The sequence below is a fragment of the Paenirhodobacter sp. genome, assembly GCF_050177655.1.
Classification (GTDB): Bacteria; Pseudomonadota; Alphaproteobacteria; order Rhodobacterales; family Rhodobacteraceae; genus Rhodobacter.
In genome coordinates this window covers 40,930-53,175 of the sequence record NZ_JBFXGV010000010.1, presented here as the reverse complement: position 1 = coordinate 53,175, position 12,246 = coordinate 40,930, and the positions used below count along the sequence as shown (strand labels likewise).

The window sequence follows — 12,246 nt, the reverse complement described above, 5'->3', positions numbered from 1 at the left end:
AGAGGGGTGCAAAGCATTGAAACAAAAAGAAAAGAGCCGGCATTTCGCCGGCTCTTCGAATTTTGATTGTGAACGGATCAGTTCGCCTGGCGACGCAGGAAGGCCGGGATCTCGATGCGGTCCTGGTCAGCGTCGCCCTCGTCGTCATAGGCCTGATGCTGCGGCGCGGCAGCGGCCTGACGGCTCGGCGCGGGCTGATGCGCGGGCGCCTCGGCGGCATGGCCGGTCATCCGGTTGATCAGCGAGTTGATGCCGAAGCGCGGCTTTTCCGCGGCGGGCTGCGGCGCGACCGGCGCGGCGGCCGGGCGCTGCGCGGCCATCGGCTGCGGCGCGGCGGGGCGCTGGTAACCGGCCGGAGCCTTCTTCACCGCGGCCTCGAGCCGGGCGAGCGCCTCGGGCGAGGGGGTTCCGGGCGCACGCGGACGCGGCGCGACGAAAGCGGCGGCCTCGTCCTCGACATGCAGGCTCGGCTGCGGCGCGGCGGGGCGCTGCTGATAGGCGGGCGGCGGCAGCTCGTCGGCGGCCTGGGCCGCGGCCTGGGCGGCCGGCGCGTCGAAGAGGTTGCGGTCATAGGCCGGCTGCGGCGCGGGCTGCGGCGCCATCGCGGCGGGCGCGGGCTGCGGCGCGGGCGCGGCCACCGGCTGCGCCGAGGTCACGGTCAGCACCGGTTTCGCGGGCTCGACCGGCGCGGTCATCGGCTTCAGCGGTTCGGCCATCGAGCGGCGCGGCACCGGCACTTCGGCGGTGGCGGGGGCGGCGTCGATCCCGGTCGCCACGACCGAAACGCGCATCATCCCTTCCATGTCCGGATCAAGGGTCGAGCCGACGATGATGTTCGCGTCCGGGTCGACTTCCTCGCGGATGCGGTTCGCCGCTTCGTCGAGTTCGAACAGCGTCAGATCGTAGCCGCCGGTGATGTTGATCAGCACGCCCTTCGCGCCCTTGAGCGAGATCTCGTCGAGCAGCGGGTTGGCGATCGCCTTCTCGGCGGCCTGCAGCGCGCGGTCGTCGCCCGAGGCGTCGCCGGTGCCCATCATCGCCTTGCCCATCTCGTCCATCACCGAGCGGACGTCGGCGAAGTCGAGGTTGATCAGGCCCGGGCGGACCATCAGATCGGAGATCCCCTTGACGCCCTGATAGAGCACGTCGTCGGCCATCGCGAAGGCTTCGGTGAAGGTGGTGCGCTCATTCGCCAGACGGAACAGGTTCTGGTTCGGGATGATGATGAGCGTGTCGACGACCTTCTGCAGCGCCTCGATGCCGAGCTCGGCCTGACGCATGCGCTTCGGGCCCTCGAACTGGAAGGGTTTCGTCACCACGCCGACGGTGAGCACGCCCAGCTCGCGCGCGGCCTGGGCGATGATCGGGGCCGCACCGGTGCCGGTGCCGCCGCCCATCCCGGCGGTGATGAAGCACATATGCGCGCCGGCGAGGTGATCGACGATCTCCTCGATGGTTTCCTCGGCGGCGGCGGCGCCGACCGAGGGACGCGCCCCGGCGCCGAGCCCTTCGGTGACCTTGATGCCCATCTGCACCCGCGCCGAGGAGCGGGACTGCTGCAGCGCCTGCGCATCGGTATTGGCGACGACGAATTCCACGCCGTCGAGCTGCTTCTCGATCATGTTGTTGACGGCATTGCCGCCCGCGCCGCCGACCCCGAACACGGTGATCCGCGGCTTGAGGTCTTCATGCTCCGACATCATCAGATTCAAGGTCATTGGTTCCGCCTGTGTTTTTTACCGGTCAGTCCGACGCGAAATTCGCCGCGACAGCCCGAGAGTCCCCGAAATTAGACCGATTTTAGCCGTGATTCCGGAAAACGTCACCCAAAAAACACAGGGGATCCACAAAATCTGGCGGGCGAAATCCCGCAACAAGCGGCATTTCGCGCATGCGCCTTCATCTGGTGGAAACGAATCGGGCAGCCCCCTGCCCTAGCGCTTACCAGTTGTCGCGGAACCAGCGGATCGCCCGTTTGAGCGAGCGCCCGCCCAGCCGCTCGGCCGGGATCTCGAAATCCCACCACTCGTCCTGCGGGCAGGCGGCGAAGAGCGCGAGCCCGACGGTGGAGGAGAAGCCCGCCCCGGTCGCGGCCTGCGGCAGGCCCTGCACGCGCAGCGGACGGCCCAGACGCACGTTCTGGCCAAGGATGCGCGCAGCAAGCCCGTCGAGGCCGGGGATCTGGCTCGCGCCGCCGGTCAGCACGATCTGCTGGCTCGGCAGATGTTCGAAGCCCGCAGCGTCGAGCAGCGCGCGCACCTCCTCGAGGATCTCCTCGACGCGGGGGCGCATGATGCCGATCAGCTCGGCGCGGCTCACCCGGCGGCGGTCCTTTTCCCAGTCGCCGGAATTGCCCGAGAGCTCGATCATCTCGCGGTCGTCCATCCCGGTGGCGACGACGCCGCCGTGGAAGGTCTTGATCCGCTCGGCGGTGGCCATCGGCACCTGCAGCCCCGCCGCGATGTCGCGGGTGACGAGATCGCCGCCCATCCGCACCGCATCGGCAAAGATCATGTGCTTCTTCATGAAGATCGAGACGCCGGTCGCGCCGCCGCCCATGTCGATGCAGGCCGAGCCGAGTTCCTGTTCGTCCTCGACGAGCGAGCTGAGGCCGGAGACATAGGCCGAGGAGGCAAGCCCGGCGAGTTCGAGATCGCAGCGCCGGATGCAGTAGATCAGGTTCTGCACCGCGGTGGCCTCGACGGTGAGCAGGTGCATGTCGGTGCCGAGCCGCTGCCCCGCCTGGCCGCGCGGATCGCCGAGACCCGAGCGGTGATCGAGGGTGAAATTCACCGGATGGGCGTGCAGCACCTCGCGCCCCTGCCCGATCGGCGGCATGTCGCAGGCGGCCAGCACGCGGGCGACATCCTGTTCGCCGACCTGATGCCCCTCGACCTCGACCTCGCCGGCAAGCCCGTAGCTGCGCGGCTCGGCGCCGGCGAAACAGGCGATGACGTGGTCGACGCGGGTATTGGCCATCTTCTGCGCCGCCTGCACCGCGGTGCGGATCGCGCGCTCGGTCTCCGCCATCGCGTCGACCTCGCCGAAGCGCACGCCGCGCGAGCGCGTCGTCGCCGCGCCGATCACCCGGAAGGCCGACTGGCCGGCGAGCGAACCGCCCGCCTCGGCGAGCTGCTCGGGATTGTCGAAGCGCAGCACGAGGCAGGCGATCTTCGAGGTGCCGATGTCGAGCAGGGCGATCACGCCGCGCTGCATCGCCGCCTTGCGCATGTTCCGCATCGCCCGCTGGGACTGGTAGAAATCGCTCATGGTGCAGCCTTCGTCTGAATCGTCGTCGTACCCGCGGCGGCCTGCCGGTAGGCCTCGAGCGCATGGGCGCTGAGCCGGATCGTCGGGCGGGTTTCATTGCGCAGGTCAAGCCGCGTGAAATCGCGGCTCAAAAGGTCTTCGGCGGCATCGAGCGCAAGCATGCGCTCGACCGCGCGAACGGGGTTTTCGGCCGGAAGCATGATCCGCTGGTCGCGGTCGAGCACCAGATCCCAGCGCCGCTCGCCGACGCGGACAAGCCCGCGGGCGCGGCTCAGGATCGGCTGCGCCGCGGCGAGGATCTCGAGCGCCTCGGGCACCGCCTGATCCGCCCCCTCGCCCGCCAGAAGCGGCAGATCGGGGCGCGCGTCGCGGCGGGTGAGCGAGGCGGTGCGGTGGCCGGTCTCGTCGAGCATCTCGATCCCCATCGGCGTGCGCCACAGGATCACCGGCTCGCGCTCGGTCACATGGGCGGAAAGCGTGCCGCCCGGGCGCACCACGAGCGCCACCGATTTCACCGCGTCGAGCCGACCGATCGCGGCGCGATAGGCGTCGAGGTCGATCGCGAAACGCGAGGCAGGCAGGCCCACGGGCAGCATCGCGCGCACCGCCGCCTCGACCTCGGCGCTCGCGCCGTCGACCTCGAGGGTGGAGACGCGGAACTCGGGCCGGTTCTCGATGGTGAGCTTGACGTCCTCGTATTTCGCCAGCAGATCCGCGCGCCGCCCCTGATCGCCAAGCCAGAGGCCAAGGCCGAGCACGACGACGAAGGTCGGCACGCCGATCCGGGTGACTGCGCGCACGACCGGGGTGAGCCAGAGCCGCTGCAGCCGGAAGGCGAGGCGCGAGGGCGCCGGATCGCGGCGCGGACCGGCACTGCGCGGCGCCGCGCCGAAATGTTGCGAAGTGAAGGAGGGGCCGCCGAAATGCTGCGCGCCGCCCGGCGTGGCCGCCCGGCCGGTGTGCGGCATGAAGCGCGGCTCTGCCTTCAGCGGTCGCATGAGGCGTCCTCCACCATCCAGCGGCAGAGCGCGGGGAAGTCATGGCCGAAGACCGCGGCCTGCTCGGGGGCGAGCGAGGTCGGCGTCATCCCGGGCTGGGTGTTGGTCTCGAGCAGCACCAGCCCCTCGAGCCCGCGCGCCTCGTCCCAGCGGAAATCGGTGCGGCTCACGCCGCGGCAGCCAAGCGCGCGATGGGCGCGCAGCGCGTAGTCGCGGCAGGCCTCGGTGATCTCCGCGGGCAGATCCGCCGGACAGACGTGGCGCGACCCGCCGACGGTGTATTTCGCGGCATAGTCATACCAGCCCGAGGTGACGATCTCGGTCACGCAAAGCGCCCCCTCCCCCATCACCGAACAGGTCAGCTCGCGCCCCGGGGCGTAGGTTTCCACCATCACCGTCTCGGGCATCGCCTCGGACAGCTGCGGCGGCGCATTGGCGCCATCGGTGACGATATAGACGCCGACCGAGGAGCCCTCGTTGTTCGGTTTCACCACATAGGGGGCGGGAAGAACGTGGCGCGCCATGACATCGGCCTTGGCGGCAAGCAGGCTTTCGACCACCGGCAGGCCCGCGGCCTTGTAGGCAGTCTTCGCGCGGGTCTTGTCCATCGCAAGCGCCGAGGCGAGCACGCCGGAATGGGTATAGGGGATGCGCAGCCATTCGAGCAGGCCCTGCACGCAGCCATCCTCGCCCCAGCGGCCATGCAGCGCGTTGAAGACGACATCGGGCTTCAGCGCGGCCAGCCGCTCTGCGAGGTCCGCCCCCGCGTCGATCTCCGCCACTTCGTAACCCGCCAGCCGCAGCGCCTTGGCACATTCATGCCCCGAGGAGAGCGAGACTTCGCGCTCCGACGAAGGCCCGCCCATCAATACCGCCACAAGCTGGGATGTCCTGCTCGACATGCCCGCCACTTTCGCCTCTCCCGGGGTTCACCCCCCGTGGATTGTTCTCGTTGTCATTCGCTTCGCGGCGTCGGACGGATCAATATTCGCCGACGCGCATGATTTCCCACTCTAACGAAATTCCCTGCGTCTGCAAAACCTTTTTGCGGACTTCCTCGCCCAGAGCCTCAAGATCTTGTGCCGTGGCGCCGCCGGTATTGATCATGAAGTTGGAGTGCATCTCGCTCATCTGCGCACCGCCGACGCGCGCGCCGCGCATGCCGGCCTTGTCGATCACCGCCCAGGCCTTGAGGTCATGCACGTCGTCGGCGCGCCCGGTCGAGGAGAACCCCGCCGGATTGCGGAAGGTCGAGCCGGCCGAGCGCTCCTTCGTCGGCTGGCTCGCGTCGCGTTTCGCGATCTGATCGGCCATCCGCGCCTCGAGCGCAGCGGGATCGCCCGGCGCGGCGCGGAAACGCGCGGAAATCACCACCGCCCCCTCGGGCAGGGTCGAGCTGCGATAGGCGAGATGCAGATCCGCCGCCGGAATGGTGACGATGGCGCCGTCGCGCAGCACCGCGCGCACGGAAATCAGGTGGTCTGCGACATAGCTGCCATAGCAGCCCGCGTTCATCCGCACCGCCCCGCCGATCGAGCCGGGGATCGTGCGCAGGAAGGTCAGATCGCGCCCCGCCTCCGCCGCGCGCCGCGCGACATGGGCGTCGAGCGCGGCAGCACCCGCGGTGACCGTCTCCCCCTCGACCACAATCGCGTTGAAGCCGCGGCCAAGCCGGATCACCACCGCGCGCAGGCCGCCGTCGCGCACGATCAGGTTCGAGCCGACCCCCATCGGGAAGACCGGCACCTCGGCGGGCAGCGCCGCCAGAAAGGCGCTCAGATCGGCCTCGTCCGCGGGCTGAAAAAACCAGTCGGCCGGGCCGCCGACGCGCAGCCAGGTCAGATCGGCGAGCGCACGATGCGCGGTGAGCGGGCCGCGGGGGGTATAGGCGAGCTGTTCCATGCGCCGGAATTACCCGCCCCCGGCGCGCCGGGCAAGGCCCGGCTCAGCCCCGCGCCTCGATCCCGATGTGATAATCGAGCGTCGATTGCACCGCCCCGCCCCAGAAGGAGCCCTCGATCGGCATCGTCTCGGCCTGGGTCGGGGCGACGGCCACGGCGACATGGCCATCGGTGACCGGCGTGCCATGGGTCGGGTCATAGCCGCGCCAGCCAAGCCCCGGCAGCCAGACCTCGGGCCAGGCGTGCAGATGGCGCCGCCCGTCCGGGCTTTCGCCGCGCGCCTGATAACCCGAGGCAAAGCGCGCCGGGATCCCCTGCGCCCGCGCCGCGGCGAGGAAAAGCTCGGTCAGGTCGCGGCAGGCGCCGCGCCCGGTGGCGAGCGTCTCCGCCGCGGTCTTGGCATAGCCCTCGGCGCGGATATGGCGGTCGGTGCGGGTAAAAAGCGTCTCGTTCAGCGCGGTGAGAAAGGCGAGCGGGGTGTCGGTGCCGCTCGCCAGAGAGGCGGCGAAGCGGCGCACCTCCGGCCCGGGATCGGGCGCCTCGAGAAAGGGCGTGAGATCGGGCTCGATCCGCCCCGCCCCGCCCGTCCAGGGCAGCGGCGGCAGCGCGAGCGGGCGCGCCGCGGTCGGCATCACCGGCGCCTCGGTCAGCATGGTGAACTTGCTCTCGATGCGGAAGTGATCGGTCTCGCCGGAAAAATCGAGCGCGATGATGCGGTTGCCCCAGCGGTCGACCTCCTCGACGCGGGCGACCGGCACCGGCAGCACCTCGATCGAGAAGCGGATATCGCGCCCGGCCTCGCGGCGCGGAGCCACCCGCAGACGGTGCGGGCCCAGGCGGATCGGCGCGGAATAGTGGTAGCTCGTGACGTGGCTGACGGTGAATTGCATCGCGGCCCCTTTTGCTGCACTGCAGAAAAGCTAGGGCGAAGCGTGAGTCATTGCCAGAAAAATATCACGACGGACCGGCCGCGCCCGGGGCCGCGGGGGCGCTCAGTTGGCCCGGCGCCCCTCGCCGCGCAGCGCGTCGAGCAGGTATTTCACCGGCCAGCGCAGCACCGAGATGCCGCCCATCAGCAGCAGGAAGCCGAGGATCGGGCCATCCTCGAAGGTGACCCAGCCAAGGATCGGCACGCCGGTGGCGATCAGCGCCCAGGCGGCGGGCCAATGGTAGCGGCGCGGCCCCATCGCGATCAGCGAAGCGGCCAGCCCCCAGAGGCAGGCCGCGATCAATGCGTTCGACATTCCCTCCTCCGTCAGTTGCCGAGCCGGGCGGGCAGATTGTTCGCCCAGGTCGAGATCGTCCCCGCGCCGAGACAGACGACGATGTCGCCCGGGCGCGCCTGTTCCTTCACCAGCCGCGCGAGATCGTCTTCCGACAATATGGCGCGAGCATGGCGGTGGCCGTGGCGGATCAGGCCCGACACGAGATCGTCGCGCGTGGCGCCCGGGATCGGATCTTCGCCGGCGGCATAGACCTCGGCGATGGCGACCACGTCGGCCTCGTTGAAGCAGGTGCAGAAATCGTCGAAAAGCGCGTGCAGACGGGTATAGCGGTGCGGCTGATGCGCGGCGATCACGCGCGCGCCCGGGGTGCCGGCCACGGCCTGGCGCGCGGCGCGCAGCACCGCCGCGATTTCGACCGGGTGATGGCCGTAATCGTCGATGATGGTGACGCCGCCAAGCACTTCGCCCACCTTGGTGAAGCGCCGGTTGACGCCGCCGAAGGCCGCGAGCGCGTCGCGAATCTCTTCCTTTTTCATGCCAAGATGGCGCGCCACGGCCACCGCGGCGAGGCTGTTCGACACGTTATGGTCGCCCGGCATCGGCAGGGTGCAACCTTCAATAATCGAACCTTCGCCCTCGGATTGCAGGGCGATATCGAAATGCGCGATGCCCTTTTCGAACTTCAGGTTCAGCGCGCGCACATCGGCCTGCGCGTTGAAGCCGAAGGTCGTGACGCGGCGGTCTGTCACTTTTCCAACAAGGGCCTGCACCTCGGGGTGATCGGTGCAGCACACCGCGAGCCCGTAGAACGGGATGTTGGAAACGAAATCGAGGAACCCCTTGCGCAGGTTCTCGATCGTGCCCCAGTGCTCCATATGCTCGGGGTCGATATTGGTGACGATCGCGATCGTCGCCGGCAGCCGGTTGAAGGAGCCGTCGCTCTCGTCGGCCTCGACCACCATCCATTCACCGGCCCCCGCGCGCGCGTTCGAACCATAGGCGTGGATGATGCCACCGTTGATCACGGTCGGGTCGAAATTGCCCTTGTCGAGCAGCGTCGCGACCATCGTCGTCGTCGTGGTCTTGCCATGCGTGCCGGCGATCGCGATGTTCGACTTGAGCCGCATGAGTTCCGCCAGCATCTCGGCGCGGCGCACCACCGGCAGATGACGCCGGCGCGCCTCTTCCAGTTCCGGATTGCCCTTCTTGATCGCGGAGGAGATCACCACGACGGCGACATCCTCGGTGATGTTCTCGGCGCGCTGCCCCTCGTGGAAGGTGGCGCCCAGTTCCACCAGACGGTCGGTGATCTTCGAGGCCTTGGCGTCGGAGCCCTGCACCCGGAAGCCCTGGGTGATCAGCACTTCGGCGATGCCCGACATGCCGATGCCGCCGATGCCGATGAAATGGATCGGACCCAGTTCCCCGGGAAGTTTCGTGGCGGCTGCACTCATGACGGATTTCCTGCAAGTTTTTCAACGAGGGCGACGAGGCGCCCGGTGGCATCGGGGATGCCATAGCCCAGCGAGGCGCGTGCCATTTGCAACGCCCCGTCGGGATTGTCCAGCACAAGGGCGATCTGTTCGGCAAGCACCGCAGGCGTCGCCTTCGCCTCGGGGAGGAGGATCGCGCCGCCCGCATCGGTCAGGCCGCGGGCATTGGCGGTCTGGTGATCGCCGGTCGCGGCGGCGAAGGGAATCAGGATCGCCGGGCGCCCGATCACCGAGATATCGGCGACCGAGGAGGCGCCCGAGCGCGAGATCACCAGCTGGCATTCGCTCAGCCGGCGCGGGACATCGGCGAAGAAGGGCTCGACCTCGGCCTCGATGCCGGCCTGCGCATAGGCCTCGGTCACGCGGGGGCCGTCCTCGGGGCGGGCCTGATGGGCGACGCGCAAAAGCCGGCGCAGCGGTTCGGGCAGGGCCGCGAGCGCGGCGGGCACCACGTCGGAGAGCACGCGCGCGCCCTGGCTGCCGCCGATCACGAGCACCGACATCGGGTAGTCGCCGGGCGGGATATAGGGCGCGGCCGCACGCTCGATCACCGATGCGCGCACCGGGTTGCCGATATGGTTGCCGGCAACGCCGGGCGGCAGGTCGGTGGGCCAGGTGCCGCAGGCGAAAGCGTCGACATGGGTGGCAAAAAGCCGGTTCACCCGCCCCATCACGCCGTTCTGTTCATGGATCGCGCGCGGGATCCGCAGCGCCCAGGCGGCGCTGAGCGCGGGGATCGTCGGATAACCGCCAAAGCCCACCACCGCCCGCGGCCGGTCGCTCGCGTTGCGGCTGAGCGAGGCGATCACCCCGCCCGCGATGCGGAAAGGCACCGCGAGTTTCGCCAGAGCCCCGCCGCGCGCGAAGGTCGCGGAGGCGACCTCCTCGATCGTCACCGCCTTCGGGAAGCCGCCGGCATAGCGCGCGCCGCGTGCATCGGTCGAGAGCTTCACCCGCCAGCCGCGCGCTACCATCGCCTCGGCCAGCGCCTGCGCGGGGAACATATGCCCACCGGTGCCCCCGGCGGCGATCAGGAGGAGCGGAGCCTGTGCGGTGTTCATGATGCCCCCTCAGCGCGAACGGCGGGCGAGGATATCGGAAATCTCACCCTGCGGACGGGACCGGGTCAGCGCGAGCAGGAAGCCGAGCGCAATGCCCGAGGCGATCACCGAGGAGCCGCCATAGCTCACGAAGGGCAGCGTCATCCCCTTCGCGGGCAAAAGACGCACGGCGACGCCCATGTTGATCAGCGCCTGCACACCGAAGGCGCAGGCGAGCCCCGCCCCGGCGATCCGGGTGAAGGGATCGCGCTCGCGCATCAGCCGGATCAGCGAACGGGTCACCACCAGCGCATAAAGCCCGATGATGACGAGCACGAGGAGCAGGCCGTATTCCTCGGCCGCGACGGCGATGATGAAGTCGGTATGCGCGTCGGGCAGCTGCCATTTCACCGTGCCCTCGCCCACGCCGACGCCGAAGAAGCCGCCCTCCTGGATCGCGTTGGTGGCGTAGCCGATCTGCGTGCGCGGGTCGATCTCGGTCGAGAGGAAGCCGTTGATGCGGCGGGCGAAATGCTCGGAATTGTTATAGGCGAAGACGGCGCCCGCGGCGGTGAGCCCGCCGGTCGCGATCAGCGGCACCACCGAGGCGCCGGAGACGAAATACATCACCATCCAGGAAAAGAGCACGAGCGAGGCCTGGCCGAAATCGGGCTGCAGCGCGAGGCAGAGCACGATCACCACCGTCATCGCGAAGGAGAAGAGCCGACCGGGCGGGCCGGAAACCTCATGCGCGGCGGCCATCATCCAGCCCGCCATGATGACGAAGCCGGGTTTCAGGAACTCCGAGGGCTGCACCGAGGCGAAGCCGAAGGAGAACCAGCGCACCGCGCCCTTGCCGAAATCGGTGCCGAAGACCGGCAGCAGCAGAATCGCGAGCATGCCAATGCCGAAACCGACGACGCCGAGGCGGCGCACCTGCTGCGGCGTCAGCATCGAGATGCCAAGCATCGCCATCAGCGCGATGGTGCCGAAGAAGGCCTGTCGCTTGACGTAGTAGAAGGGTTCGAGCCCGTTCTTCTCGGCCAGCGGCACCGAGGCGGCAAGGCCCAGGAGCATGCCGACGCCGAAAAGCGCCAGAATCGCCGAAAGCGCCCATTTGTCGATCGTGCGCCACCACCGGGGAAGAACCGGATCACCTGCCCGCACGGGCACGGTGCCAAAGACCATTTCCGTCATGGATTTACTGCCGTCACTGCCTGAAAGCCCGTTCTCCGGGTCTGGCTGTCAGCTTAGCCCAAAGCGGCGGCGCTGCCTAGCGGAAGTTGGGCGCCGACCGGATGCAGTTGCGGCGAAACGGGGTTTCGCGCCGGTTTTCGCCGTGCCATGCTGGGGTTAGCGATAACAGGGCGCAGGAGGCGGCGATGAAGGTCGGGATCGTGGGCGCGGGCATGGTCGGATCGGCGGCGGGCTCGGCGCTGGTGCTGCGCGGGGGCGCCTCGGAGGTGGTCTTCGTCGACCGCAACGCGGCGCTGGCGGCGGCGCAGGCCGAGGACATCGCCCATTCGGTGCCCTTCGCCCATGCGGTGCGGCTGGGCGCGGGCGGCTACGAGGCGCTCGCCGGTGCGGGGGTGGTGATTCTCGCCGCGGGCGTCGCGCAGAAGCCGGGCGAAAGCCGGCTGAGCCTGCTTTCCCGCAATGCCGCGGTCTTTCACGAGGTGATCGGCGAGGTGCGCCGCAACGCGCCCGACGCGCTCCTCCTCGTCGCCTCGAACCCGGTCGACATCATGACCGAGATCGCGCTCAAGGCCTCCGGCCTGCCGCCCGAGCGGGTGATCGGCTCGGGCACGGTGCTCGATTCGGCGCGCTTCCGCTGGCTTCTGGCCGAACATCTCGGCATCGCGCCGCAATCGGTGCATGCGCAGGTGCTGGGCGAGCATGGCGACAGCGAGGTGCTCGCCTGGTCGGCCGCGCGGGCGGGCGGCGAGCCGATCGCGCGCTTTGCCGCGCAGCTTGGCGCCGCGATCACCGAGGACGTGCGCGCGCGGATCGACGAGGGCGTGCGCCGCGCCGCCTACAAGATCATCGCCGGCAAGGGCGCGACCTGGTACGGCATCGGCGCCGGTCTCGCGCGGATCTGCCAGGCGATCCGCGACGATCAGCGCGCGGTGCTCTCGGTCTCGATGGTGACGCCCGAGGTCGAGGGGGTCGAAAATATCGCGCTGAGCCTGCCGCGGATCGTCGGCGCGCAGGGCATCATCGCCACGCTGAAGCCCGAGCTTGCCCCCGAAGAGGCCGCCGCGCTGCGCCGCTCGGCCGAGCTGCTCAAGGAAACCTCGCTGCAGCTTGGCTGAACCGGA

Annotated in this window: 11 protein-coding genes; 1 reads left to right on the top strand and 10 read right to left on the bottom strand. The window is 69.3% G+C overall.

What is annotated here, in order from left to right:
* Positions 1 to 77: 77 nt before the first annotated feature.
* From ftsZ to AB7U46_RS06205, 10 genes are all read right to left on the bottom strand, one after another.
* Entirely contained in the window at positions 78 to 1,718 is a 1,641-nt protein-coding gene (ftsZ, locus tag AB7U46_RS06250; protein ID WP_428336086.1) for a cell division protein FtsZ, read from the bottom strand.
* A gap of 223 nt (positions 1,719 to 1,941) precedes the next feature.
* Entirely contained in the window at positions 1,942 to 3,270 is a 1,329-nt protein-coding gene (gene ftsA, locus AB7U46_RS06245) for a cell division protein FtsA (RefSeq protein WP_428336085.1), read from the bottom strand.
* The gene (locus tag AB7U46_RS06240) at positions 3,267 to 4,268 is read right to left on the bottom strand and encodes a cell division protein FtsQ/DivIB (RefSeq protein ID WP_428336084.1); all 1,002 of its coding nucleotides are present in this window, start codon (positions 4,266 to 4,268) and stop codon (positions 3,267 to 3,269) included. Before AB7U46_RS06240 ends, ftsA begins: the two co-directional genes overlap by 4 nt.
* Positions 4,256 to 5,179 carry a D-alanine--D-alanine ligase gene (locus tag AB7U46_RS06235; RefSeq protein WP_428336083.1) on the bottom strand — a complete coding sequence of 308 codons (924 nt, stop codon included), beginning with the start codon at positions 5,177 to 5,179 and terminating at the stop codon, positions 4,256 to 4,258. Before AB7U46_RS06235 ends, AB7U46_RS06240 begins: the two co-directional genes overlap by 13 nt.
* Before the next feature lie 70 nt (positions 5,180 to 5,249).
* On the bottom strand, positions 5,250 to 6,170 hold the full coding sequence (gene murB, locus AB7U46_RS06230; RefSeq protein ID WP_428336082.1) for a UDP-N-acetylmuramate dehydrogenase: 921 nt from the start codon (positions 6,168 to 6,170) through the stop codon (positions 5,250 to 5,252).
* Positions 6,171 to 6,213: 43 nt separating this feature from the next.
* Positions 6,214 to 7,059 carry a transglutaminase family protein gene (locus tag AB7U46_RS06225; protein WP_428336081.1) on the bottom strand — a complete coding sequence of 282 codons (846 nt, stop codon included), beginning with the start codon at positions 7,057 to 7,059 and terminating at the stop codon, positions 6,214 to 6,216.
* Between the two features lie 102 nt (positions 7,060 to 7,161).
* The gene (locus tag AB7U46_RS06220) at positions 7,162 to 7,413 is read right to left on the bottom strand and encodes a DUF2484 family protein (RefSeq protein ID WP_428336080.1); all 252 of its coding nucleotides are present in this window, start codon (positions 7,411 to 7,413) and stop codon (positions 7,162 to 7,164) included.
* A gap of 11 nt (positions 7,414 to 7,424) precedes the next feature.
* The gene (murC, locus tag AB7U46_RS06215) at positions 7,425 to 8,849 is read right to left on the bottom strand and encodes a UDP-N-acetylmuramate--L-alanine ligase (RefSeq protein WP_428336079.1); all 1,425 of its coding nucleotides are present in this window, start codon (positions 8,847 to 8,849) and stop codon (positions 7,425 to 7,427) included.
* Positions 8,846 to 9,949, bottom strand: a complete 1,104-nt coding sequence (locus AB7U46_RS06210) for a UDP-N-acetylglucosamine--N-acetylmuramyl-(pentapeptide) pyrophosphoryl-undecaprenol N-acetylglucosamine transferase (RefSeq protein ID WP_428336078.1) — start codon at positions 9,947 to 9,949, stop codon at positions 8,846 to 8,848. The genes murC and AB7U46_RS06210 overlap by 4 nt, the downstream gene beginning before the upstream one ends.
* Before the next feature lie 9 nt (positions 9,950 to 9,958).
* Positions 9,959 to 11,125, bottom strand: coding sequence for a peptidoglycan glycosyltransferase FtsW (locus AB7U46_RS06205; protein WP_428336077.1), 1,167 nt, complete (start codon positions 11,123 to 11,125; stop codon positions 9,959 to 9,961).
* A 185-nt stretch (positions 11,126 to 11,310) separates the two neighbouring features.
* Here AB7U46_RS06205 and AB7U46_RS06200 point away from each other — a divergent pair, with 185 nt between their 5' ends.
* Positions 11,311 to 12,240, top strand: a complete 930-nt coding sequence (locus AB7U46_RS06200; protein WP_428336076.1) for an L-lactate dehydrogenase — start codon at positions 11,311 to 11,313, stop codon at positions 12,238 to 12,240.
* The last annotated feature ends 6 nt before the right edge of the window (positions 12,241 to 12,246 follow it).